General features: G+C 59.4%; 19 protein-coding genes. 10 read left to right on the forward strand and 9 right to left on the reverse strand.

Annotation, left to right across the window (positions count from 1 at the left end):
* Window positions 1–3: 3 nt before the first annotated feature.
* Entirely contained in the window at window positions 4–1,047 is a 1,044-nt protein-coding gene (locus tag HTUR_RS19260; protein ID WP_012945008.1) for a mannonate dehydratase, read from the reverse strand.
* A gap of 900 nt (window positions 1,048–1,947) precedes the next feature.
* Here HTUR_RS19260 and HTUR_RS19265 point away from each other — a divergent pair.
* Both HTUR_RS19265 and kdgK1 read left to right on the forward strand, forming a co-directional pair.
* A complete protein-coding gene (locus tag HTUR_RS19265; protein WP_012945009.1) occupies window positions 1,948–6,750 on the forward strand; it encodes a glycoside hydrolase family 2 TIM barrel-domain containing protein in 4,803 nt (1,600 codons plus the stop codon).
* Window positions 6,751–7,347: 597 nt separating this feature from the next.
* On the forward strand, window positions 7,348–8,313 hold the full coding sequence (kdgK1, locus tag HTUR_RS19270; RefSeq protein WP_012945010.1) for a bifunctional 2-dehydro-3-deoxygluconokinase/2-dehydro-3-deoxygalactonokinase: 966 nt from the start codon (window positions 7,348–7,350) through the stop codon (window positions 8,311–8,313).
* Window positions 8,314–8,358: 45 nt separating this feature from the next.
* Here the strand turns inward: kdgK1 and HTUR_RS19275 are convergent, their stop codons facing one another.
* Window positions 8,359–9,627: an RNA-guided endonuclease InsQ/TnpB family protein gene (locus HTUR_RS19275; RefSeq protein ID WP_012945011.1), complete on the reverse strand. Its 1,269-nt coding sequence runs from the start codon at window positions 9,625–9,627 to the stop codon at window positions 8,359–8,361.
* Between the two features lie 222 nt (window positions 9,628–9,849).
* On the opposite strand from HTUR_RS19275, the gene HTUR_RS19280 reads away from it, so the two are divergent.
* Window positions 9,850–10,488 (forward strand): bifunctional 4-hydroxy-2-oxoglutarate aldolase/2-dehydro-3-deoxy-phosphogluconate aldolase, encoded by a 639-nt coding sequence (locus HTUR_RS19280; RefSeq protein ID WP_012945012.1) that lies wholly within the window; start codon window positions 9,850–9,852, stop codon window positions 10,486–10,488.
* A 181-nt stretch (window positions 10,489–10,669) separates the two neighbouring features.
* Here HTUR_RS19280 and HTUR_RS19285 read toward each other — a convergent pair whose 3' ends face one another.
* Window positions 10,670–11,347 (reverse strand): IS6 family transposase, encoded by a 678-nt coding sequence (locus HTUR_RS19285; protein ID WP_012945013.1) that lies wholly within the window; start codon window positions 11,345–11,347, stop codon window positions 10,670–10,672.
* Between the two features lie 315 nt (window positions 11,348–11,662).
* Between HTUR_RS19285 and HTUR_RS26810 the strand changes: the two genes are divergently transcribed.
* Both HTUR_RS26810 and HTUR_RS19290 read left to right on the forward strand, forming a co-directional pair.
* On the forward strand, window positions 11,663–11,917 hold the full coding sequence (locus HTUR_RS26810; RefSeq protein ID WP_148225412.1) for a hypothetical protein: 255 nt from the start codon (window positions 11,663–11,665) through the stop codon (window positions 11,915–11,917).
* Window positions 11,918–12,271: 354 nt separating this feature from the next.
* On the forward strand, window positions 12,272–13,108 hold the full coding sequence (locus HTUR_RS19290) for an RNA ligase family protein (RefSeq protein ID WP_012945014.1): 837 nt from the start codon (window positions 12,272–12,274) through the stop codon (window positions 13,106–13,108).
* Window positions 13,109–13,442: 334 nt separating this feature from the next.
* On the opposite strand, the gene HTUR_RS19295 is transcribed toward HTUR_RS19290, so the two are convergent.
* Entirely contained in the window at window positions 13,443–14,675 is a 1,233-nt protein-coding gene (locus tag HTUR_RS19295; protein ID WP_012945015.1) for an orc1/cdc6 family replication initiation protein, read from the reverse strand.
* A gap of 848 nt (window positions 14,676–15,523) precedes the next feature.
* Window positions 15,524–15,715, reverse strand: coding sequence for a 30S ribosomal protein S17e (locus HTUR_RS25680; RefSeq protein WP_012945016.1), 192 nt, complete (start codon window positions 15,713–15,715; stop codon window positions 15,524–15,526).
* A gap of 935 nt (window positions 15,716–16,650) precedes the next feature.
* Here HTUR_RS25680 and HTUR_RS25685 point away from each other — a divergent pair.
* Window positions 16,651–16,833 (forward strand): 30S ribosomal protein S17e, encoded by a 183-nt coding sequence (locus HTUR_RS25685; RefSeq protein ID WP_081443502.1) that lies wholly within the window; start codon window positions 16,651–16,653, stop codon window positions 16,831–16,833.
* Window positions 16,834–17,194: 361 nt separating this feature from the next.
* Entirely contained in the window at window positions 17,195–18,523 is a 1,329-nt protein-coding gene (locus tag HTUR_RS19300) for a 5'-deoxyadenosine deaminase (protein ID WP_012945017.1), read from the forward strand.
* 70 nt (window positions 18,524–18,593) lie between these two features.
* Here the strand turns inward: HTUR_RS19300 and HTUR_RS19305 are convergent, their stop codons facing one another.
* Together HTUR_RS19305 and phnD are read right to left on the reverse strand one after the other, a co-directional pair.
* Window positions 18,594–19,421 carry a phosphonate ABC transporter ATP-binding protein gene (locus HTUR_RS19305; protein WP_012945018.1) on the reverse strand — a complete coding sequence of 276 codons (828 nt, stop codon included), beginning with the start codon at window positions 19,419–19,421 and terminating at the stop codon, window positions 18,594–18,596.
* A complete protein-coding gene (gene phnD / locus HTUR_RS19310) occupies window positions 19,414–20,448 on the reverse strand; it encodes a phosphate/phosphite/phosphonate ABC transporter substrate-binding protein (RefSeq protein ID WP_226377535.1) in 1,035 nt (344 codons plus the stop codon). Before phnD ends, HTUR_RS19305 begins: the two co-directional genes overlap by 8 nt.
* Here phnD and HTUR_RS19315 point away from each other — a divergent pair, their 5' ends adjacent.
* Window positions 20,449–20,682, forward strand: a complete 234-nt coding sequence (locus HTUR_RS19315) for a sulfurtransferase TusA family protein (RefSeq protein WP_012945020.1) — start codon at window positions 20,449–20,451, stop codon at window positions 20,680–20,682.
* A gap of 71 nt (window positions 20,683–20,753) precedes the next feature.
* Here the strand turns inward: HTUR_RS19315 and HTUR_RS19320 are convergent, their stop codons facing one another.
* Entirely contained in the window at window positions 20,754–21,134 is a 381-nt protein-coding gene (locus HTUR_RS19320; RefSeq protein ID WP_012945021.1) for a Rid family detoxifying hydrolase, read from the reverse strand.
* Between the two features lie 448 nt (window positions 21,135–21,582).
* Here HTUR_RS19320 and HTUR_RS19325 point away from each other — a divergent pair, with 448 nt between their 5' ends.
* Both HTUR_RS19325 and HTUR_RS19330 read left to right on the forward strand, forming a co-directional pair.
* On the forward strand, window positions 21,583–22,971 hold the full coding sequence (locus HTUR_RS19325; protein ID WP_012945022.1) for an NCS2 family permease: 1,389 nt from the start codon (window positions 21,583–21,585) through the stop codon (window positions 22,969–22,971).
* 105 nt (window positions 22,972–23,076) lie between these two features.
* A complete protein-coding gene (locus tag HTUR_RS19330; protein ID WP_012945023.1) occupies window positions 23,077–24,279 on the forward strand; it encodes an MFS transporter in 1,203 nt (400 codons plus the stop codon).
* Between the two features lie 42 nt (window positions 24,280–24,321).
* Here the strand turns inward: HTUR_RS19330 and HTUR_RS19335 are convergent, their stop codons facing one another.
* Window positions 24,322–25,542: a molybdopterin molybdotransferase MoeA gene (locus HTUR_RS19335; RefSeq protein ID WP_012945024.1), complete on the reverse strand. Its 1,221-nt coding sequence runs from the start codon at window positions 25,540–25,542 to the stop codon at window positions 24,322–24,324.
* Window positions 25,543–25,731: the final 189 nt, after the last annotated feature.

Raw genomic sequence — 25,731 nt, forward strand, 5'->3', positions numbered from 1 at the left:
TCGCTACGAGGAATCCGACTGAACGGTCTCGATGACGCCGCGGAGATAGCCGACGGTGTATCCTCGAGAGCGATGTCGCCAGTCGGTGTCGCCCGTCATCTCGGGGACGTGATCCGGGATCACGACGCCGTCGTAGCCGATCTCGTCTAACGTTTCGACGACCTCGGTCGTGTCGAAGTTCCCCTCGTCGACGAACGTCTCATGGAACCGCGGAACGGTCCCGACGACGTCGCGGAAGTGGATGAAGCCGATCTGATCGCGCTCGCCGAACGTCCGAAGGACGTCGGTGACGTCCTCGCCCATCTGCGAGAAGCACCCGAGACAGAGCTTCAGGCTGTGATTCTTGCTCGGAACGAGCCCCATCGCCTTCTCGAAGTTCTCCACGCTCCGGCAAAGGCGCGGAATCCCGCACATCGACTCGATGACCGGCGGATCGACCGGATGCAACGCCAACTCGACGCCGGCCTCTTCGGCGACCGGGAGCACCGTCTCGAGGAAGGCCTCGTAGTTGTCCCAGAACTTCGCTTCCGTGTACTCGCGCTCGAGGCCCGGCGCGAGTTCGTCGGGATCGTCGACCTCCTCGTAGTCGAACGCCGTCCCCTGCGCGCCGCCGCGGAGGTCGGCCGTGCCGGTCCGCATCGGTACGACGCCGCGCGGATTCCACTGGTACCCGAGGATCGGGATGTCCGCTTCGCCGAGGTTCCGAACGAGCGTCGTGATCTGCTCGAGGGCCGCGTCCGCTCCCTCGCGGTCGAACATGATGTCGCCGTACAGCGAGTACGGCAGCGACTGGATCCCGGTCAGCGTGAGACCGGCCGCCTCGACGCGGTCTCTCGCCGCCTCGAGGGCCGCGACCGAGGGGATCTCGTCGCGTCCGACCGCGAGCGTCGCGCCCGCGTCGCGGTCGTTAAACTCGTCGGGCTCCTCGTCGACGTCGGCGTGGTCGACGAAGATGTCCGTCGCGCCGAGCTGGCGGATATACTGGAGTCGCGGTCTCGAAAGGGAGCGCGTGCGGACGCCGGCCCTGATCGTCGTGTCGGTAGTCATATGGTACGTGTTGACGTAGCTCTATCTCCACGGCGACGGAGTATCGTTCTTACGGAATATTACTCAATGCTCGCCATTCTCGGGCTCTCACTGGCCACTCATGGCATAAATCCCAGAGTGACGCTGTTCGGATAAGATTTGAAAAACGAGGTGGAAGAGTTCTATATGTCCATACCGAAATTCGGCCGTCTCATCGACGCTATTAGCGGGATTGGATCAGATATTGGAGATCGAGAGGCGCTAGCGCGAGTTGAGACAGTTGAGTATCCGGCTCTATCTGCCCAGAGTGTCACTTTCGGATACTATTTTTGTTGCAGAGAGATTCGGTATCGATCGGGCGTGATCGACCATCCATCAGTAGGACCACTAAGCCGATTTGCAGCCGATAGTTGGGAACCGGCCGGATCACGTTGCGCTCGACGAGACGGTGATACCTGTTATCCGTGTTTTTCGTCGCTTCAGCACCGTGGCTCGAAACTGCGCTTCACGACCGTGGACTCCGATTTCGATACGAAAACATGGAACTCAGGACACTGCCGAACGTCTCTTTCAGGAGACAAAACGACGTACCTCTCAGTGTCAGAGATAACCAATTGGCGTTCGAGGAAGCGTCAACAAATCAGTGAAATCCTGGTATCGAGGGGTCCTCCGTCCGTCATGCACCCGCATCTACTCCATCCATTTATCATCATAAGTAAATGAGTCATGAGAGAACCCAAAGATTCGGCAGCAGACACCAATAGTCGGTAGCGATCATCAACGTTCACACGTGATGAAAGTCTGGTAAAATATTAATATAGTAAAGATAGTCACGATAGGATGAGTGCGGTTCCACGATTGTGCGTTCAGCGAGATCAGCGAACACCGGCCGTGGGCTGCCCTAGCGATCATACTATCATCATGAGCGACTCACAGCAACGGGAGACAGAGACCGAACAGACACCTCGCGGTCGGCTCTCACCGACGCGACGGAAGTTCCTGCAGGCGACCGGGATGGCCGCGCTGGCGACCGGGGTCAGCGCCCAGTCCGACGCCGCGGCACCGTCCGAGGGACCGGGCGGCCCCGGTCGCATCTCGAACCTCGCGGCGTACCTGGAAGACCCCCAGACGGTCGCGGAGAACGTCGAGCCGACTCACGTCACCACCGCGGTTCCCTACGGGTCGGTGCGAGCGGCTTGCCAGGCGGACGAACCGTTCACGGAACTCGAGTCGCGGTTCGCCGAGTCCGAGTACGTCCGGCTGCTCAACGGCGAGTGGCGGTTCGCGTTCCACGAGAGCCCCTCCGAACTCCCCGACTCGTACGATGACCTCGCGGCCGACGACTGGGGATCGATCGACGTCCCCGGCGTCTGGCAGACCCAGGGGCACGGCCAGCGGATCTACGCGAACAACTCGATCACGTGGCAACACTATGATCCGGGACAGGAGGGCGACCTCACGCCGGGCGAGGACGGCACGGTCGACGTCCCCGGCGTCGATGACGACGGGATCGACCCCGTCGGGACCTATCGGCGGACGTTCTCGGTACCGAGAGACTGGGATGGCCGGCAGACGTTCCTGCACTTCGAGGCCGTCAAGCAGGCCTTCTTCGTCTGGATCGACGACGAGTACGTCGGCTTCCGAACGGGGTCGATGACGGCCGCCGAGTTCGACGTCACCGACCACGTCGAAGCCGGCGGCGACTACGAGGTCACGGTGCAGGTGTACCGCTGGAGCGACAGCGAAGCCCTGGAGACGATCGACATGTTCCGGTACGCCGGCATCTTCAGGAACGTCTACCTGTTCGCGACGCCGACGGTCCACCTCAGGGACTTCTACGCGCGGACCGACCTCGACGACGACTACGAGGACGGCCGCCTCCGGATCGACGCCGAGATCGCGAACTACGGCGACGCTCCGGCGGGGAAGTACACCGTCCGCGCGCACCTCTACGAGACCGATCGGACGAAGCCGGGTCGCGGTCCACCCCGTGGGAAGGGGAAAGAGAACGCGGAGGCGAAGGGCAATAGGAAAAAGAACGGCCGCGGCCCGGGCGACAACCCGCCGCGCGGTCGCAAGGTGACGACAGTCGAGGCGACCGCGACCGTCGACGAGGACGGCGCCGTCGTCACTCTCGAGGCCGACGTCGACGACCCCGCGAAGTGGTCGGCCGAGCACCCGAACCTCTACCAGCTCGCGCTGGAACTCGTCGACGCTCGTGGCGAGACGGCCGAGGCGATGCTCGAGAAGGTCGGCTTCCGCACGTACGAGACGACTCGCGGGCAGCAGGGCGCCGAGGTCCTGGTCAACGGCGAGGCGGTCGACATCCAGGGCGTGAACCGCCACGAGACCGACCCCGACTTCGGACGGACGGTACCGATCGATAGGGTCCGGGAGGACCTCGAGACGATGCAGCGGTTCAACGTCAACGCGATCCGGACCTCCCACTACCCGAACGACCCGTCGTTCTACCGGCTGGCCGACGAGTACGGGATCTACGTGCAAGACGAGGTCGGCGTCGAGACCCACTGGTGGGAGGGGCTGCTCGCGCACACCGACGCGTACCACGACCAGGCCGTCGAGCAGTTCCGGCGCATGGTGCTCCGGGACCGCAACCACGCGTCGATCTTCAGCTGGTCGACCGGTAACGAGGCCGGCACCGGCGCCGAGCACCTGGAGATGGCGTCGCTGGCGGCCGACTCCGACGAGTACATCCCCGACGACACCTCCGAGGTCAGCGGCGTCGAGAACGTCGAGTCCTTCGACGGCGAGGCCGAAGGGTTCGCGCCCGACCGCATCCTGTACCACCAACCCAACGGCGGCGGCTGGAACGTCGAGTACAGCGACATGCTCGGGCCGCGGTACCCCGACGTCGGGACCCTGCTGTCGGTCGCCGACGGCTCCTACATCGGCGACGGGCTCCGGCCCGTCGCGATGGGCGAGTACAATCACGCCATGGGCAACAGCCTGGGGCTGGTCCACGAGATGTGGAACGAGCACATCAAGCCGCCCGCGCGGGAGGCCACGGACCGCAGCGACGCAGACAATCCGGGCGTGCTCGTCGGCACGCCAGAGGTCGTCCCCGGACCGGACGTCGAACCGGGCGCCCCCGACGGCGCGGTCGTCCTCGGCGAGAGCGACGCGATCGAGATCCGGCGCGACGAGAGCCTCGACGTCGACCCCGGATTCAGCGTCGGCGCCACCGTCTCGAACGTCGACGCGGACGCCGACGCGTCGCTGGTCGACGAGGGGCGCTACGCGCTCGAACTGTCCGACGGCGAACTCGTACTCTCGATCGGATCGGACTCGGTCTCGGCGTCGCTCCCCGCGGGCGGGGTCGACGACTGGACGACCGTCGTCGGCGTCGCGGACGCCGACGAACTCCGGCTCTACGTCGACGGCGAGCGGGTCGCCGCGACGAGCCACTCGGTCTCTGACCTCCCGTCGAGCGACGGGCCCGTCCGGATCGGTATCGACGGCGACGCCGAAATCACCGTCGACGGTATCGGTATCTACGACCGCGCCGTGAGCGACGACGAGGCGAGCGGCGCCGACGGCACGCTCTCCGACGGCGCCGTCGTCGCCTACGACTTCGCGGATCTGATCCGCGACCAGAGCCTCGTCGGCGGGTTCGTCTGGGACTGGGTCAACCAGGACCTCAACGACGTCACCGAGGACGGCCAGGAGTTCCAGTTCTACCACAGCGACGGCCCCGACGGGGCGTTCTGCCTCAACGGCCTGGTCTGGTCCGACCGCGATCCCCAGCCCGAGATGTGGCAGCTCAAGCACAGCCACCAGCCGGTCGGCGTCGCCGACGCCGCCGTCGAGGACGGCGAGGTCTACGTCTCGAACCGCTACAACTTCACCGGCCTCGACGCGCTGGAGGGGTCGTGGGAGCTGACCGCCGACGACGAGACCGTCAAATCCGGCGAGCTCGACCTCGACATCGAACCCGGCGAGACGCGCCGCGTCGACGTCCCGGTCGGGGCGCCGTCCGATCCCGAACCGGGCGTCGAGTATCGGCTGAGCGTCTCGTTCGCGCTCGCAGAGGCGACCGACTACGCCGACGCCGGCCACGAGGTCGCCTTCGAGCAGCTCGAGATCCCGGTCGACGCGCCAGAACCGGAGCCGGAGAGCCTCGACGCCATGGCACCGCTCTCGGTCGAGGAGGGCGACGACATCGTCATCTCCGGCGACGGCTTCGAGTACGTCGTCTCCGGCGACGCGGGGACGCTCTCTTCGATGCGGTACGGCGGGAGCGAACTCGTAGAGGACGGCCCGCTCTTTAACGCGTGGCGCGCGCCGATCATGAACGAACACCAGCAGTGGGGCTCGGCGCCCGCGTTCTCGTGGTACGAGGCCGGCCTCAACGACCTGACCCACTCCGTCGACTCCGTCGAGACGAACGCGGTCGATGATTCGCTGGTGCAGCTCACGGTCGACGGCTTCGCGGCGGGAACCGAAGTACCGCCGCCGCTGCTGACACCGGATGCCTCTGGTGAAGGGAACGACGGCGAGGTCGTCGGCGATCCGGACGTCGTCTCGGGCCAGAGCGGTCAGGCCGTCGCGCTCGACGGCGAGTCTCAGCACGTCAACGCGGGCAACGACGCCAGCGTCGACTTCGGTGAGCCGGGATTCACGATCCAGGTGCGGTTCAAGGGCGTGCCCGCGAACGGCGAACACAACCCGTTCGTCAGCAAGGGCGACCACCAGTACGCGCTGAAGATCTCCAGCAGCGACGAGTTCCAGTTCTTCATCTATCAGGACACCTGGATCACGCACAACGCGCCGATACCGTCGGGTCTGGCGGAAGACGAGTGGCACACCCTGACGGGGGTAGCGACCGACGACGAACTGCAGCTGTACCTAGACGGGGAGACGCTGGGGAGTAGCGGCCACAGCGCGACCAGCGTCAATCAGTCGGCGTTCCCGGTTCATGTCGGTCACAACGCGGAGAACACGAACCGGTACACGGAGACGGCGATCGACGAGGTGCGGATGTACGACCGGGCGCTGTCGCCGAGTGAAATCTCGTCCGGCTTCGACGAACCGCCGGAGAGCGCGGTGTTGTGGTACGAACTGGACACGTTCGAGGAGGGCGAGTCGACGGTGATGGGCTTCGAGACGCAGTATCGCTACCGGATCTACGGTAGCGGAGACGTGCGGATGAACGTCGAAGCCGTTCCGAACGAGCCACTGCGCAACACGGTGAGCGGCTGGCTCCCGAAGGTCGGCGTCCAGCTGGACCTGCCCGAGCGCTTCGACGCGTTCGAGTGGTACGGCCGCGGCGAGTTAGAGACCTACCCCGACCGCAAGTGGAGCGTCCCGGTCGGGCGCTACGCCGGGTCGGTCGACGAGCAGTACGTGCCGTACCTGCCGCCGACCGACAACGGCAACAAGGCCCAGACGCGCTGGGCGACGCTCTCTGACGGCGAAGTCTCGCTGCTCGGGATGCCCGGCGACGAGGACGCCAACGTGAGTCTCGAGCAGTGGTCGAACCTCGACGAGGCCGAGCACCAGTACGAACTGGAGGAGCGCGGCTCGATCGGGTTCAATCTCGACCACCGCGTGACCGGCGTCGGCGGGACGCCGACCGATCCGATCGACCGCTACCAGGTCGAGGTCGAGCCGACCGCATTCAGCGTGGTGCTCCGGCCGTTCGATCCCGACGACGCGGATCCGATGGAACTGGCGAACCGACGACTGCCAGACGCCGACGAGTAGGCTCTGACGCCGACTCCGCGCTGCCGTATTTTCTTTTCCCCGCCGGCCGAACGGTACGCCGCGGTCCCACGACGCACAGAGCGTGCATCGGGTTATCGACGAGCGAGATCTCGACGTGTCCGCGGACGCCGCGCTCGCGATCTACCGCGAGATGGTCCGAGCCCAGCGCTTCGACGAGCGCGCGCTCGCGCTCCAACAGCACGGCTAGGCAGTTCTCGTCTTCCTAGACGAAGGCACCACCGGCGAGGTCAGCTTCCACGAGACCGCCAACTTCGCGGGCGCGTTCGACGCGCCGGAGCGGTCTATTTGCGCCAGTTCGAGAATGGCAAGGTATTTTATGAATATCCCTAGATGCTCGTAGATCTACTCAGCGAGGGTTATGTGATGGATTTAAGAGAGTCTCAAGCGAACGGGTGGAGGTGCCGTTCAGATCTGATCTGAACAACCAGTGAGCAGAATTCTCGGTGTCCATACCAGAATGCAGCCGTCTCACTGATGCTAGTACACGGTTGCAAAGCTATGCATACTACTGGAACCAGCTAATCCGAACAATTCCCCAGAGTTATGTTCGTCGCCGGAAACTGCAAACTGTCCAGTATGACGGATTCCACCGATAAGACGACGACCGAGATTACGACGTTTGGCGAGACGATGCTCCGTCTGGCACCGGAACGCGGAGAGCGACTGGAAACGGCGGAGTCGCTCGACTTTCGGACTGCGGGTGCCGAGAGCAACGTCGCGATCGCGGCGAGTCGGCTCGGCGCCGACGCGGTCTGGATATCGAAGCTCCCCGAGACGTCGCTCGGCCGACGCGTGACGACCGAAGTACGGTCGCACGGAGTGACGCCGGCGGTCGCCTGGAGCGACGAGGGGAGACAGGGAGCCTACTATATCGAGGAGGGCGGAGAACCGCGGGGAACGAACGTCATTTACGACCGGCACGACGCGGCGATAACGACGACGGAACCCGACGATGTGCCGCTCGACACGATTCGTTCGTCGGACGTCTTCTTTACCACGGGTATTACGCCGGCGCTGTCCGAAACGCTGTACGAGACGACCACCGAGCTCTTAGACGTCGACACCACGACCGCCTTCGATCTCAACTACCGGAGTAAACTCTGGTCGCAATCGACGGCACAGTCGGCGTACGAGGAGCTACTTCCGAAGGTCGATCTACTGTTCGCCCCCGAACGCGACGCGCGGTCGATCCTCGACGTCGACGGGACGGGCGAAGCGATCGCCGACGAACTCCGTACGACGTTCGACTGCGAGACGGTCGTCGTAACGCAGGGAGCGGACGGCGCCGTCGCGAGTACCGCCGAGGGAAGCGTGAGCCAGTCCGCGTTCGAAACCGAGACGCTCGATCCCATCGGAACCGGCGACGCGTTCGTCGGCGCGTTCCTCTCGCGGTACGTCCGCGATGCGTCCGTTTCGGAGGCGTTGACGTGGGCGGCGGCGACGGCGGCGTTGAAACGAACGATCACGGGCGATCTGGCGGTGATCACCGAAGAGGAAGTCGAAGCGGTCATCGCCGACGGAGGGTCCGCGATCGATCGTTGACATCCTCCCCGCCCTAAAGAGCGAGGATTCCCGAGCGTTGGGATATTACGGTTTGCAATCCACCTGTTCGCTCGGTACGAAATGCCCCGAGGTTTGGTTGAACAGGTAGGCTACTGGCCGTGCCAAACGACCGTTACTCATATCCCCTGTTGGAGGATTCTGAGTTATCTTTCTGCGAATATTCACTGCACCATTCACGTCTGCATTCATCACTACGCCACACGATTCACAGACGTACAGGCCACGCTCCACCCTGTTCGCGTCTCGCTTCCGACCGCAACACGAACACGTCTTCGACGTATCTCGCTCGCTCGTGCGGTCAACGAGAATACCGTGTTCCTCCGCCTTGTATTCGAGCAACGTGGTGAAACGGTCAAACTCCCACCCGTGGAGTTTCTTGTTCCCACGTTTGCCCCAGTTTCGAGACTCACCGTTCTCGTCCTCACGAATCTCGCTTAAATCACCGATAGCGATGCGTCCGACCTTGTGGTCGATACATCGCTCAACGATGTGCTTAGCGAGCGCGTGCAGGAAGTGGTCTTTGCGCCGAGACAACTTCTGCCGAGCGCGAAGCGCGCGTTGTGACGGGCCGTTCTCGCCTTCAGTGTCGTACTCGTCTCGCGTGAAGTAGTGCTTGTCCTGTTTCAGCACGTTCCCCGGATACAACTCGGCGTTTCCATCGTCGTAGGCGATGGCGAGGTAGTTCTTGATTCCGAGGTCGATACCAGCGGTGTTGTCACCGGGGGCGTCCTCAACGGGGATTTCGACTTTGCAGACGAGGTGGAGTTCCCACTGGTCGCCGTTCCACACGACCCTGACCTGCTGGATGTTCTCCACGGTTACGTCTGGTCGGGTTTCGTATTCGACGAGGATGAAGTCCGACCGGTGCTGTTTGAGGTTGAAGCCTTTGCTCAGGCGGAGTTTGTTGTGCTTGGAATCGTGTTTGATGCCGTTTTGTTTCCACGTCACGGTGGAGCGTGGGTGGTTGTCGCCTCGTTTTCGGTAGCCGGGTGGATTCGCGTCTGTATCGCCGTTCTTGCGCTTTTTGAACCAGCCGTTGAACGACTCAGCAAGCTCTTCTAGAACTCGCTGACTTGACTGAGAATGTAAGTCATTGTATCGTTCGTGGTCTTTTAGCTCACGCTTGAGGTCGGCTTCAGACGGTATCTCGCCGGTATCATCCCATTCTTGTTGGGCGTGGTAGCGGGCGACGTTCCACAGTTTCGATGCTGAGTGCCCGCAGTTATCGAGGTCGTCACTCACTTGGGAGTGGTTACCGATTTTCGCTCGATAGGTGCGGGTTGTCTCCAGCATCGAACTGTGTTCATAAGGACTTATAGAATCCTACATATTAAAGATAATGATTAGGAATAGAACATCCAGCACTGCTGTTGTCGGTGGGTTGCGTCATCAAGTGACGGCGCGTATCCCCGCGCTAAAGCGCGAGGTTTTGCGCCTGATCATCACATAAGTGTCCGTATCGGGGACTGCTCAACATCAGTGTGATTTAGTAGTTCCCGTCCGTGGACACTCAGTATGAGTACACGAGAGATAGAGCAGATCGTCGATAGTGGTGTAATCGGAATCCTTCGAGGCGTTGAACCGGACGCGGCAGTCGACGTCGCTTCCGCCGTCGTCGACGGCGGCGTCACGGCGCTCGAGGTGACCGCGGACACGGAGAACGTCGTGGAAACGATCGACACGCTCTCGAGTCAGTTCGACGACGTACTCGTCGGTGCAGGGACCGTCCTGGACGCGGAAACGGCGCGGGCCGTGCAGTTAGCCGGTGCGGAGTTTCTGGTGACGCCGACCGTCGACACCGACGTCATCGAGGTGAGCAATCGCTACGGAACGCCCATCGCGTCGGGCGCGTTCACGCCGACCGAAGCGCTGAGAGCCTACGAAGCGGGCGCTGACTTCGTGAAGGTCTTCCCGGCGAAAACCGGCGGCCCGGAGCACGTCGCCGCGATCGGCGGCCCGCTCTCGCAGATCCCGCTCGTCCCGACCGGCGGCGTCGGTCCGTCGAATACAGAAGCGTACATCGAGGCGGGAGCCGTCGCCGTCGGCGCCGGCAGCGCGATCGTCGAGGACGAGACCGTCGCTAGCGAGGACTACGCGACGATCACCGAGAACGCGCGCCGAATGGTCGACGCCGTCGAATCGGCACGAAACTAGCGTCGTACGCCGCGAGTACGGTACTGGTTCGGTATGATCCTCTTCTTCGTCAAGCGAGTTATCTATGGTTCAGGTCTAAGAATCAAAGATATGTATCGTAGATTTCTATCATAGACCCAGTCTTTATTCAGAATTAGCCGTGAAATTCATATCCGGTATCAATACGATACACGGGCACTGTCTAGTTTAGCACCTCCGCTGGCGTTTGTCCGTTAAGTGACTGATGCGGGCGTTGCGTGTTATAGTAATGTACAAAATGTTCAAGCCATTCACTGACGCTCGTCCGACTGCCCACCCACGAGTTATGGAAGCGGTCAACTCTCATCTTCAAGGTGTGAAACCACTTTTCGACCAGGTTTCGCTCAACGTAGTCGAGCTGACCGCTCAGCCCTAACCGAGAGAGGGCAGTCAGATAGCCGTAGCCATCAACGAGAAACACTGTTTCGGAGAGATCGTGTTTCTCGGTCAATCGATGCAGGAACGCAGCGGCTGGATCGGTGCCTCGTCGTCCGAACACTGCGACATCAAGAATGAGCCTCGAGCCTAGGTCTATTGCAGCATACACCCAAGACCAGTCACCGTTTATCTTGACAGCGGTTTCATCAATGGCGACCCGCGACGGCTGCGCCGTCGGCGGGTCTGACACGCTGTTAGCCAGCCGATGTACCCAGTGCCAGATTGCTTGATGAGAGCGGTCTACGCCTATCAAGCGAAGAATCGATTGTGTCTCTCGGAGCGAACAACCGGTCGCGTGAAGGTGGACGGCGAACACCCTGACGGGCGTCGCCGTCCGCTCGCGCTCCCAAGATTCATCAAATTCCGCCGCGTAGCACTCGCTGAACAGGTCTGCGAGCGTCATGGCCAAATTAGCTCTACGACCTGTTCGCTTCTCAAACTGGCCTAACTAGACACTGCCGATACACGCCATCTATCACATACACCTAGTGTAAATGTATCTTAATATAATATGACAGCTAACTGGTGATTGTTACGGACGTCCCTCGTCGTCATATTCTTGGTGGTCTTGGGATAGCACCCCTGGGAGGGGTATAGAGCGATTTGTATCCGATTCAGGAATCCAACTTGGGAGTCTTCGAGTCGTAAACAAGCGAGAGGAGACCCATACCGTAGACGTGGTAGTAGAAAGAGAGATGAGTCACGTGTCTATCAGTGGATGGTAGAAGTTGACGTAGATGATCATGTATGGATAGATCCGGATTGGTCCTCTGAGGCAGTAGAATACGAGTTGTACTACACTGTCTCGGGGTCGGATGAGGTGTCTATTGCGCAACTCACCTCCAGTACTGTACCCAGCAAGAGTGAGGGAGAGTGCGTATTTACAGATCTACTACTGGTCGAAGGGCCCCATGGACCCACGGTATCACTCTCGAGCGTTGATGAGGTTGAGGAGGCAGACTGTAACTCCTGAGTGGTCAGTACGCATATGTCCTCAGAACGCAGAGCGTTCTGATGGGCTGCACAAGACCTACGGTGTTGTGAACGTGAGATGAAGCCGACGACTGAGAAACAACCATGGCCGCGATGACCGGCGTGGATTTCCCACCTTAGCTCGCGTCGTCGACTCCCATCTGCCGCACCCCCTGCAACAGCATTCCCTTCCACGTCAGACCGTGCTTCCTCTCGGTTCGATTCAACTCTTCGTACTGCTAGAGGAAGAACAAAACTACCGACAGAGTGACAACCGAGAGTACACTACATTAACAATAGAACGATACATGCTGTTGGAACAGTTCAGGAACGACTCGGCAAGAATCGAAACCGAATGAAGAGGTTTCCATCGATACCACCAGTTGTAGACGCTGCCGACAGCTGCTTCGAGGAGGGACATCTCTGGCTCATCGAGAAAGTCGATGGCGCGCAGTTCCGCTTCCAACTCCAGGAGTCGGGATTGATTCGATTCGGCGATCGGAATCGCGTCTACGACGATCCGGACGCCGTCCCGGAGCCGTACCAGCACGCCGTCCGTCACGTACGAACGAACCTCGAGCGAGAAGCGCTTCGAGATGCCGTCGACGACGTCGAAGCCCTCGTCTTCTTCGGCGAAGCGATGCACCGACACACGATCGACTACGACTGGGAACGAACACCGTCGTTCCTCGGCTTCGACGTCTGGTCCGCCACGAAGGATCGGTTCCATCCAGTGGATACCGTCGAGCGAATCTTCGACCGACTCGGTCTCCAGTCGGTGAACGTCTTCGAGCGAGAACGGCGCGCTCGAGACTTCGATCCCGACTCGTATTCCGTTCCTCGGTCCGCGTGGTACGACGGACCCGCCGAGGGAGTGATCATTCGGAACAAACGAGGCCAGCGAGCGAAGCTCCTGCATCCGTCGTTTCACGAGGTCGAAGAAACGGCGCCAGTCGACGTATCCGCGGCAGAGCTAGCCGAAACGTATGCGACGCAACAACGGTTCGAAACTCTCTCGAGCGAACTCGAAGCGCAGGGTCGTCCCGTGACGTTCGAGACGCTATACGAGCGCGTCCTCGAGGATATCGGTCGCGAAGAACACAACCGATTGTATCACGATAGCGGTCCAATTGACATGAAGGCGTTTCGCTCCGAGGTCAGTGCGCTAACATGCCGGTTTCTCGATGAGTGATGAGAGAAATTGTAATCATCACTCACGTACGGTCCGTATAGTATTTACTCAAGGGAGGCTCCAGCGTGTGCATCGAGAAGAGGGGCCACTCTGTTGACGGTTCTCACAACTGTTCCCACCCCGTGTTTCCGTCGTACATTTCGACCCCCCTCGTTTCCGTCGTTTCCGTACACCCCACCCCTGACTTCCGTCGTTTCCGATGTAGTCTGCACTGCTGAACGAATCTCAGCACACCCCGTGTTTCCGTCGTCCGTTTCGACCCCCCTCGTTTCCGTCGTTTCCGGACGCCCCACCCCGGATTTCCGTCGTAGATTCGTGTTCAGGACTCTGAAACTTATTCGCTGTCCCAGTTTTGCAGTCGGCTATCCTCGAGGATGGTCTCGCGGACGACTTGCGGATCCTCGATGAGCCGATTTTGCAGATGGATCCCGCCCGCACTCCCCTTATTGATCTTCTCGATCTCGACGACGCCGAGGAACGCCTGCTCCTTCAGGATGTCTCGGAATCGACGAACCGAGAGAATGTCCATATCGAGGTGTTCACAGATGCGCTCGTACTGGTCGTATACGCGACTCGTGAGGAACGCGTCCTCGTCGGAATTGACGCTGAGTTCGGTCAACGCGAGCAGCGCGGCCTTCGCCTGGGTGGGCGCACCGTTGACGAGCTCTCGGAAGCGGTCCTTTTCGGCGTGCTGTTGGGCCTGTCGAACGTGTTTCTCCTGGACTATCTCGGCGCCGTCCTCGTAGGCGACCTCGCCGGCGTGGCGCAGAATATCGATCGCTTTCCGAGCGTCGCCGTGTTCTTGGGCGGCGAATGCGGCGGACAGCGGAATCACGTCGTCAGACAGAACCCCGTCCTGGAACGCGTCCGCACGGTTGAGCATGATCTCGCGAAGCTGGTTCGCGTCGTAGGGTTTGAAGAACAGTTCCTTGTGCTGGAAGCTGCTCTTGACGCGTTCGTTCGTGTTATCGACGTACTGAATCTTGTTGCTGATCGCGATGATGCCGATACTACAGTCGATCTTCCCCGCCTCCTCGGCTCTCGAGAGTTTCATGAGGAGGCTATCGTCGTTCATCAAATCGATCTCGTCGAGGATGATGATCGCAGACTCGAACTGCGCGTCGAGCGTTTTCCAGAGCAGTTTGTAGTATTTCGACGTGCTGAGACCGGTATGCGGGACGGTGATATCAGTGACGGATTCGTCGTTTAACTTCGCGGCGAGAGAAGAGATCGCCTGCGTTTCCGTATTATCTTCGGCACAGTCGATATACGCCGTTCCGATCGTCACCCCTTCCTGGGCCGCACTTTGTGCGCGTTGGCAGACGTGTCTCGAGACCAACGACTTCCCGGTTCCCGTCTTCCCGTAGATCATCACGTTTTCCGGAGAGTACCCGTGAACCGCGCCGTTCAGACGTTTCGCTAGCTTCGAGATTTCCTCATCGCGGCCGACGATCCGATCGGCTTCAGGAACGTGACCGATTTTCAGGAGATCCTTGTTCGAGAAGATTCGATGCCCCGACTCGAAGAGTGGGTCGTCGACGGGACCGGACGAGGAGTCAGGCGTCATTTGCTAAGAGATCATGTGAGCGGTGGGAGTATAAAACTAGTGGGAAGACCCACCCCATGTTTCCGTCGTAATTCCGGAGTATGTGTAGAATATAGGGATTGAAACGCCGGAATAAGACAATTGATAGTATAACCGGATTTCCGACGTAGACCGGAATACCGCCGTTAACGGAACGTGAGAGACAAAAAAGAGTGAGAAGTATTCACCCCCACACCCCACGTTTCCGTCGTAATTCAGTGAGAGAGGGTGGGTGGAATTGAAGAGTTCGTTAGAGGAAGAGAGATCTCCATAGAGAGGTCACGTACCCAACTAGAACAGGTAGGGGAGAGACTATAGATAGACCTCTGTTTCAGCCGACGAAACGAAGTGAAATTGTTTCGTCAACAAACGAAGTTAGCTTAGTGGACTCTACTCAATCTAACTCCTTTAATCTAGGTATTGGAACCAGCCATTTTCATCTTAGAAGCGGTAAAATAGGCCGTTATTTGGTACCCCTCCCCACCTTTCCTAGAGAAACGACGGAAACGTGGGGGGTGTGGGTTCAGCGAGTTCATCTACATCCTTCTGTTCATTCCTTGTCTCGATACGTCGGAAACGTGGGGTGAGTGTGTTCTCTCTTCTTTCGGTCTCCTATCCTATCTTATCTTCCCGCATCACGTAGCATCCTTCCGAAAGACCAATCGGTAACTGTGTGCACCTCCCGAGCAGCGTTCGATTGATCGTTCCAGCAATGGTTCTCTCACATATCTCCGTCTCGTCGTAATCGAATCGATCGAGGACTGTGGGAACGTCGACTGACGATAAAAAGAGTATCTTAAGGCGAAAGCCCGCTTCGGGCAGGGAGAATATCAACGCGAGCTGCGGTCTTTTTGCTTTCTGGTTATGTATCCAGCTATGCGGTTTCTCACTCGTTTCGCTTCCACGCTAGTTAATTGTTCTACACGAACCTTATTCTCCTCGAAATCCTCTGTGAAAGAGTCTGGATATTGTTCGATGAGCGAATCGCCGATAGATATAATCTCATTCGCGTTCGAGGACATACCGATAACACGGTTACGTTGACAATAGTTCTTCGGGAACACCTGGTTCTTGACACTAATTGGTCCGTTAGTTTAATAGCTTAGACCATAGGAAACATATAAAATAACATTACTTATCGATACTACCGAGAAGAATCCGTTAATTGTGACGGAAATCAAACAGCGTCATTGAACAGCGGTAGATCACAGAGACACGTTGACGACCATCTTTGCGATCGATCAGCAATTCAGTGGATTTCCATGTGTCGCCGGTATATTGATAATCCTCGGTCCAGAAATCTTGTGTGAGGTGCTATCGTGACACAAAGAATCGCCGTAAATAGCAGCGAAGTTCCCAGCGAGCGGACGCATCTTTGTCACTTTGATGAGCTATCGGAACAGGCGAAAGACTGTCTACTACGGGTAGTCGACAACGGGATCGTCGCCGGAGTTGATCCCGATATCGCCACAGAACTCGTCCAGTACGACTTGATCAAGTTCGTGGAATATTACGACGTCCACTTCACTGATCACCGGGCCAGTGGCTCAGTCTCCGCTTAACGTCTCCCCCGTTTGCCGACCATCCCAACGCTATCACCGTCTTCCGTTAGCAAATCTATCGACCTGTAGTAATTGAACTGCAGTCGTTGATCAGTTCCTACAGTACTACAAGGAGTTTCCCATCGTTTCCTCTCAGTTATTGTCTGTTCATTCCCAAACAGAATGTGTGTTGGCCGATCTCTCCTCGGTAATTGACTATGTGGTATTGTAATTTGTGGACGAACACGCCTTCCACGACTGACTTTCGTCACTATACATACCGGTAGGAATCCTCATTGCGAAAATGCAAAAGCGGAAGACTAACTTCGAATTTTCACAGATCAATACGATGTATACCGGACGATGGATCCAACGATCAAAGCACTTAAGAATATAATGATCGTATAACATAGTCGATGACGGCAGAACCAGAAGACATCATTAGCCTCGGAGATAGCTTACTGAAGCAGCATCCGGAGTCTTTCTCAAAGAATTTCAATAAGAATAAAGAACTGGTGAAGAAGATGACCAATGTCGGATCGACACGAATCCGAAACCGGATCGCGGGATATATAACTCGAAAGCGTCGCAAAACTTGATTGGCTATCGATCGACCGTGAGAGTTCTTCTGCGATCGCGTACTCAGTGAGTCTATCGCCAGCGCTAATTTCGTACACGGATACGCACGTCCTACTCGATCCACTCCATATTTCGAGTGATATATTGTCACTAGAGGTCCTCTTGCAACCTTCGTCAGGTTAACGAACTAAGGGTGTTAATAACGTCCTGACATTGCGGTCTCTCGAGCTGCATGGTGTCCACTCACAAACCTTCGAAACGCGATGTTCTCTCTCCGTACACATTCGATATAGGGACGCTCTCTCCCTAACTCGGTACTATCCCGTATCACTAAAAAGCGAAAGAAAGATTTTTGACGATTTAGGTGGTTCTCGTTAACGAATGTTACTCGCTGGCACCGTAATCGTCGACTCGAGCACCGTTATCAACGACGGTGCCGTCGTCGTGACCGATTCGATCATCGAAGCCGTCGGAGAATACGCGGTCCTCGCGGATCGATATCCGGATCACGATCAGCGGGAGTACGACGTCCTCCTACCTGGCCTCGTCGGTGGTCATATTCACTCCGTACAGAGTCTAGGCCGCGGTATCGCCGACGATACGGAGCTCCTCGACTGGTTGTTCGACTATATTCTACCGATGGAAGCGTCGCTTTCGGCAGAAGAGATGGAAGTGGCCGCGAAACTCGGATATCTAGAGATGATAGAGAGCGGGACGACGACGTGCGTGGACCATCTCTCCGTCGACCACGCGGATCGAGCGTTCCAGGCCGCGGGAGAAATCGGCATTCGCGGCGTCCTCGGAAAAGTGCTGATGGATCGCCGGTCACCGACGAATCTTCTGGAAGACACGTCGGATGCGCTGGCGGAAACGGAACGCCTGATCGAGGAGTACCACGGTTCGTTCGACGACCGAATCCGATACGCTGTTACTCCTCGGTTCGCCGTTTCTTGTACCGAGGAGTGTCTGCGCGGCGCTCGCGAACTCGCCGACGAGTACGAAGGCGTCAGAATCCACACGCACGCGAGCGAGAATCAGAGCGAAATCGAGACCGTCAAAGAAGACACCGGGATGCGAAATATCCACTGGCTCGACGAGGTCGGTCTCACTGGCGAGGATGTCGTCCTCGCTCACTGCGTTTGGACGGACGAGAGCGAACGGCAGGTCCTCGAAGAAACGGGGACACACGTCACCCACTGTCCGTCTTCGAATATGAAACTCGCGAGCGGTATCGCCCCCGTCTGGGACTACCTCGAGCGAGGTATCAACGTCGCGCTCGGCAACGACGGGCCACCCTGTAACAACACGCTCGACCCGTTCACCGAAATGCGACAGGCGAGCCTCCTGCAGAAAGTGGATCGACTCGATCCGACCGCGACCCCCGCGAGTGAGATATTCGAAATGGCCACGATAAACGGCGCGAAAGCGGCCGGGTTCGACCGTCTGGGAGCAATCCGCGAAGGATGGCGCGCCGACATCGTGGGCATTCGAACGGATATCACGCGTGCGACTCCGCTTCACGACGTCCTCTCTCACCTCGTGTTCGGCGCTCACGGAGAGGACGTGGTGTTCTCGATGGTCGACGGGAACGTGCTCATGGAAGACGGCGAAGTAACGACGGTGGACGCGGAAACGGTTCGACGGAGGGCCGACGAGATCGGTCTCTCACTCGAGTCTCACCGCGAGGCGGCGAAGGAAGTGAAACCGTGACTCCGCCCGGCCGTTGTCGTCCCTCTGTGGATACGCTATCGGGTTTCGCGGAGACGATTCCATCGCACATTCACTTTTGATGACCGGGCGTGTCGTACCAGAACCCCGTAACCCGTTCCGAAGCGTGGGTGCGTTCGAGCGATCGGTTCTCGGCAGCAGTGCGCGTTGCCGACGACTTCGCATAGACCCGGTCAAACGTTCCCTCCAGCTCGGCGACCGTCGTGCGTTCTGCGGGGCGATCGAACTGAACTGCGCCGTTGGCGATTCCGACGATGCGGTCGTAGTGGGTGACCGCGAGGTCCATATCGTGGAGGACGGCGATCACCAGCCGGTCACCCGCAGCGTCATCGAGCACTTCGTGGACGGTCGTGCTCGTCGACGGATCGAGATTGGCCGTCGGCTCGTCCGCGACGATGACGGGCGCGTCCTGCAATAACGCGCGAGCGAACGCGACCCGTTGTCGTTCTCCCGCACTGAGCGTGTCAGCCCGCGCATCGGCCTTGTCGACTATCCCCACGCGGTCGAGCAGTTCGAGCGCCCTGTCCGGATTCCGTGGAACGAGCGGTTCGATCAGCCCGCGCCACCAGGAGCGAGATGAACTGCCGCCGATCAGCACGTTGGACAACGCGGTACGCCGATCGACGAGCGTGGAACCGGGGTACGCGTGGGAGACGGCTGCGGACGTGAGTCGGGTCCCGTTGAGCAGAACGGTACCACTGTCCGGAGTCACTGCACCGCTTACGAGACGAAGGAGCGTCGTCTTTCCGGCGCCCGAGGGACCGACGATGGCGACCCGCTCGTCGGAAGCAATCCGGAGCGTCACGTCGTCTACCACGATGTCGCCGTCGAGCGTTTTGGTCAGACCCTCGAGTTGCAACTCGTGGCGTCGCTCACTCATCGCCATCACTCCTGAGTCCCATCATCTCGACGGCGTCGTCCAGTTCCTCGAAATCCTCGTGCCGAATCGAGACGTACTCGTTGACGTTCTGCTGTGCTAATATGTCTTCTCTTCCCTCCTCAGCTAAACTCGTGAAGGCATCTCTGAGCGATGAGACGGTTTCCTCGTCGAGCGCGGTACTGACGGCCCAGGGGTAGTCTGCGAACCCGGGCGTCCGCCAGATTTCGGAGATACTTCCTTCGACGGACTGATCCTCGACGATCCGCTCGTAAATACGAGCGTTCAGTGCACCGACATCGCTGTTCCTGCCGGCGACCGTTTCCATGACCGCGTCGTGCGCTCCGACGTGGGTGTGCGATTGGAACGCACGCTCCGGATACAGATCGTGACGCTGTCGCAGATAGTAGGTCGGCATCACCGTGCCGCTGGTACTGAGAGGGTCGCCGAAAACGATGTCTAACTCTCCGGCGTTGCGCTTCAGGTCGTCCACTGAGGATATCCCCGTCGACTCGTGCGCGATGAATACGGAGTGCCAGTCAGTGGACCCGTCTTTGCTGCCCACGACGATCGGTTTCGCGTTTGCTCGATGGTGGGCGAGAATATACGAGACGCCACCGTAGTAGGCGAGATCGACCTGACCGGCCGTCATCGCTTGTATAAGTCCGGCGTAGTCCGTCGTCGTACGCAGGTCGACGGACGCGTTCAGTTCGGATTCGATGTATTCGGCTAATTCGGTGTTTTGTTCGATGGCCGTGTCGGGGTCGACGTCGGGAATCACGCCCATGGTCAGTGACGTAGAGCGTCGCCCGTTCTGGAGGCAACCGCCGGCGAGGCCGATTCCGGCCACTCCGAGAAACGCACGTCTCGTCCTATTCACGGTCATTGTTACCGTGTATCTCGAGAGCGTATGAATAGCTTTCCGTGAAGGGGGTCCTTCGGTACAGACCTTGACGGGCGTGTGCCATCCCTCTTTGCGATATTTTGCCGCTGGATCAACGTTATGGTCGTGGGTGCGTTGTTGTGACACATGGAGATCGACGTGAGTGACACGGTCTGTCCCCAGACGGTGCTGATCGTGAAACGGTGTCTGGAGGAACTCGAGTCCGGCGACGAACTCACGGTCGTCGGAGATTATCCGCCCGCAGAGCGGAGTATTCGGCGGTCGTGTTACAAACACGGTTACGACATCTCGACGGCGTCGACGGACTCCGAGACGGAGTTCGCACTGCGGATCCGCGTGAACGAAGGAACGGAACCGTGACGATCCGCCGCAGAAGCGTCGCGAAGCCTCGGGCAGAAGACGTTGCTCGCTGAGCGATCTCGGTCCGGTCGTCAGTCACTCGCCGCGATCGCTTCGATCTCGACGCCGACTCCCTTCGGAAGATTCGCAACCTCCACGGCGCTACGGGCGGGCGGCTCGTCGTCGAAGAATTCGCTGTAGGTGTCGTTCATCTCCTCGAAATCATCGATATCGTCCAAGAACACGGTCACTTTCAGGACGTCGCTCATATCCAGCCCTTCCGCCGACAGAACGCCCTCGATGTTCGAGAGCGACTGTTCGGCCTGCGCGGCGATCGATTCGTCGGAGAGCAGTTCTCCGTCGGGCGTCATCGGTATCTGACCGGCGGTGAACACGAGGTCGCCGTTCGACGTCGCCTGGCTGTACGCACCGACCGCTTCCGGAGCATCGGTCGAGTTGATAACTCGCTTCATAGGGATGTACTCCGAATCTTGTCTCTTAATCGTTCTCCCGACAAGAGCGGCGATCGATGGGTTGTCTCGCGTGCGACGCTTGTGAGTCGAACGGAACTGCGGACGGGTCCCGCTGCGAGTCGAACGCTCCGTCTGCGTGACCACGCGCTCGCAGTATCGCTCGCGAAAACGCTCTCAATTCGCCGTAATTTGGGTGATCCAATAGCCTCGTCTTCGGGTTCTGACCGGTAGGGAACGTCAACTCTCGTGAGATCCGTTCTCTCTCTCGCTGTGCGATCACGTCGCGTTCTCTGCACTTCGACGCTACTTATACGACACACTCCGCAATGGGACTCGAGCTCGCCCCACAGATTTGGCAAATTATGGCGTTGATGGCACTGGTCGATCTTTCTGACCACTACGTATACTATCCGTAACTACTATCTAACCGTGTCACACCACACCGTGTGTGATAGACTCTCCCGATAATCAGTCGAAGGTGGCGTCCTTCTTCGGCTACGAAGAGCACGGTACTGACACGAAAACGGAGGTAATCGCCGGGATAACGACGTTTCTGACGATGTCGTACATTATCGTCATCAACCCGGCGATCCTCTCGGAAGCCATCACTATCGACGGGTACTCCGACGGGCAGGTCTTTCAGATGATCGCGATCACGACGATCCTCGCGGCAGTCGTCGGTACCGTCGTCATGGCCCTCTACGCCAATCGACCGTTCGGACTCGCACCCGGAATGGGACTGAACGCGTACTTCGCGTTCACCGTCGTCATCACGCTCGGCGTCCCGTGGCAAACCGCCCTCGCAGCGGTATTCGTCGAGGGTGTCATCTTCATGGCGATGTCATCGGTCGGCGCGCGCCGGTACATCATCGAGTTCTTCCCGAAACCGGTTAAGTTCGCCGTGGGTGCCGGTATCGGTCTCTTCCTTCTCCTCTTAGGACTCATAGAGATGAACGTAGCGACCGCGCACGATTCCACGTTGGTTACCTTGGGGAACGTCGCCTCCGACCCGGTCGCACTCCTGTCTCTTCTGGGTCTGGCGTTTACCCTCGTACTCTACTCGCGTGACGTGACCGGGTCGATTATCATCGGCATCCTCACCACGGCTCTGGCCGGATGGGGTCTGACGCTCGCCGGTGTAGTGAACGACGGGCTCCTCACCCCGGGTTCGGTTCCCGATCCGCACTTCGATATTACGCCGCTCGTCGGCGCGTTCATTCAAGGATTCCAGAACATCGAACCGGTGACGTTCGCGATCGTCGTGTTCACGTTCTTTTTCGTGGACTTCTTCGACACCGCCGGAACGCTCATCGGCGTCTCTCAGTTCGGCGGGTTTCTGGACGACGACGGGAACCTTCCCGAGATGGAGAAACCGCTGATGGCGGACGCGGTCGCGACGACGTTCGGTGCGATAATCGGAACGACGACTGTCACGACCTACGTCGAGAGCTCCACGGGGATCGAAGAAGGAGGTCGGACCGGGATGACCGCCCTCGTCGTCAGCCTCCTGTTTCTACTATCACTCGCCGTTATTCCGATCGTCGCTGCCATTCCGACGTACGCGTCCTACCTGGCGTTGGTCGTCGTCGGCCTGATCATGCTCGAGGGAATCACCGAGGTCAATTGGGAAGAGACCGATTGGCTCATTCCGGGCGGCCTGACGATGGTGATGATGCCGCTGACGGCGTCGATCGCGACCGGTATCGCTGCCGGGATTATCAGTTACCCGATCGTCAAGACGGCACAGGGGGAGTACGGAGACATCCATCTCGCACAGTGGATCCTCGCGGGAGCGTTCGTCCTCTACTTCTACGTGACCTCCGGTGGCGTGATATGATAACCACTGCGCCTCCACTCTCGGCGGTTGAAAGCGATGCTGCCGTCCGAGAACACGACGCGCGAGCGACGACAGTTCGCTAGTGCGGATATCTCGCGTTCAACTATGCCCGCACGACGTGTACGAGGAGACGTTCCCTGGTCCTCCGCTCTCTTTCAGACGGTGCTGGCGTGTTCGCTCATCGGTGTGATGGGGGTGCCGCTGATCAGCCCTATTCTCCCGTCCCTCCGTTCGGTATTCGGAATTAGCGATGCGCAGATAGGACTCGTAATCACAGCGTATACGCTCCCAGGCGTGTTTCTGACGCCGTTTATCGGCCTGATATCCGATCGTCTGGGACGCCGAGCGGTCGTTCTTCCCCTCCTGACACTTTTCGGTCTGGCCGGAGGAGGTATCGCCCTCGGCCCGCCGTTTCGCGGCGTTCTGGCTCTTCGGTTCGTCCAAGGGATCGGCGGAAGCGGACTGATGGTACTGGCGATAACGCTCATCGGCGATTTCTACGCGGGAGAACGACGGAATACGGTGATGGGAATCAACGGAAGCGCAATCGGTATCGGTGCCGCCGCGTATCCTCTGCTCGGTGGCGTCTTAGCTGCCGTCCGCTGGAACGTTCCGTTCGCGTTCTTCGGTCTCAGTCTCGTCGTCGGTGCGATCGCTCTCTTCACGCTCGAGGAACCCGCGGTAGACGATCCGCCTGCGATTGGACCGTACGTATCACGGGTGATTTCCGTCGTTCTCGTCCCGCGAGCGCTCGGTCTCTGGGCCGCAGCGTTTCTGACGTTTTTCCTGTTTTACGGGTGTATTCTAACCGTACTATCGCTGCTTCTGAGCGACGTTTACGGCCTTTCTTCCGGGCAGATCGGCTTGTTATTCGGCGCGGTCTCTATCGCTAACGCGTCCATCGCGTCCCAGTACGGACGTGTCTCCCGTTACTTCGAGGCAGAGGAGCTGATCGCCCTCGGTTTCGTGGGATTCGGCATCAGCCTCCTCGGCGTCTGGGCGGCTTCCACGCCGGTACTGATCGGCGTGATGTTGCTCTGTTTCGGTCTGGGATTCGGACTCGTGATGCCCTCGCTCGACACGACCGTCGTCGGCCTCGTCTCGGGTCAACTCCGCGCGAGCATGATGGGCGTCCTGACGAGTATGCTCTGGCTCGGGCAGACCGTCGGTCCGATCGCGTTCACCGGTTTCGCGGGCGTCGCTTTCGACGAACCGGTGACCGGATATCGGTTTCTACTGTTGTTCTGGGGGGTGGCCACGCTCGTCAGCGGCGGACTCGCGTTCCTGGCTCTCGATCGTCGATCCTGACGACGAAATCGAACGCTTACCTCCGTTCGGTCACAGTACCGTTTACTCGAGGACCGGATACGGTATCACGCGAACCGACTCTCCGGCCGAGAGGTCCGACTCCGTGATGACGATCCCGTCGGCCCGAGTCGCACGCGTGCTCGACGAGAGGACGCTCGGATCGAACGTCTCCTCGTACACTTCGAGCGGAGAATCGACGTGACCCAGGGGGACCGCGTTCCCGTCGTCTACCGTTACCGGTACTGCGTATTCGAACCCGGCCGTTCCGATACCGACGTCGCTCGTGATGGTCGCATCGATCGTCGGTACCGGTCCCGTATCGCCGACGAAAAACGAGCGCATGACGAGCGTCGCCACCGTGTGCGCGCCGACCGGTTTCCCCGGGATCGCGAAGGCTACCGCATCGTGATCGGGGAGCCGTGCGACCGCGATCGGTTTGCCGGGACGAATCCGGACGCGATGGAACCGGACCGTGCCCAACGCCTCGAGGGCCCGAATAACGTAATCCTTCTCGCCGACGCTCGTTCCGCCGGTCGTGATGACCACGTCGTGCTCGCGGGCCACCCGTTCGATCCGGTCTCTCGTCCTCTCGTACTCGTCGGGAACCGTTCCCTCGATCGTGGCGCTGTGTCCCCACGAGCGTACGAGCGCGGCCAGCATCGGCGAGTCGAGATCGGCGGTCGTCCCCTCGTGAATCTCGGACCCGGTCGCCAGTAACCCCGCGGAGAAGGGCTCGTACACGCTGACGCGTTCGATACCGAGGTCTCTGAGCAAGACTAGATCCTTCGCGGAGATCCGCTCACCGGCGCGGAACAGCGTTTCGCCGGCTGACACGTTACTGCCTCGCTCGTAGGTGTACGTTCCCGGCTCGAGGTCGCTCCCCCTGAGTTCATCCGATTCGACGGTCGCTTCCTCGATCTTGAGCACGGCGTTTGCGCGCTCCGGGAGCGGCGCCCCCGTTGCGATGTGGACGGCCTCCCCGTCTGCTAGCGACGGCGGCTCGTCCTCCGGGAAGATCTCCGCGTCGCTGACCGTCAACGGATACGACTCGGTCGCGTCGATGGCGAATCCGTCCATGGTCGCGTGGTCGTGAGCCGGAACATCTCGCGGAGCAGTTATCGATTCCGCGAGGAACCGTCCGGCTACGCCGTCTCCGACGCTCAACTCTCTCGTTCCGCGGTTCGACAGCACTCGGTCGAGGACGTCGAGAACCTCCCCCACGGCCTCGGAACGAGACAGCATCGATTCGTGGTCGTGGCCCATGATACCGGGTTATACATATTATCACAAACCCTTTTCGTCCGTTTTTCGGTCGAACAGAACTTCCGTCGGACGGGGAGTTTCCCATCGGAACGAGCTGAGAGACCGCTGATTTATCTGAATTGAGGTGCTAAGACCCCTTCCTCAGCGAGCGCCGAAGGCGCGAGCAGGGAGGGGATACAGCGCCGCACA

The sequence above is a fragment of the Haloterrigena turkmenica DSM 5511 genome, assembly GCF_000025325.1.
GTDB lineage: Archaea > Halobacteriota > Halobacteria > Halobacteriales > Natrialbaceae > Haloterrigena > Haloterrigena turkmenica.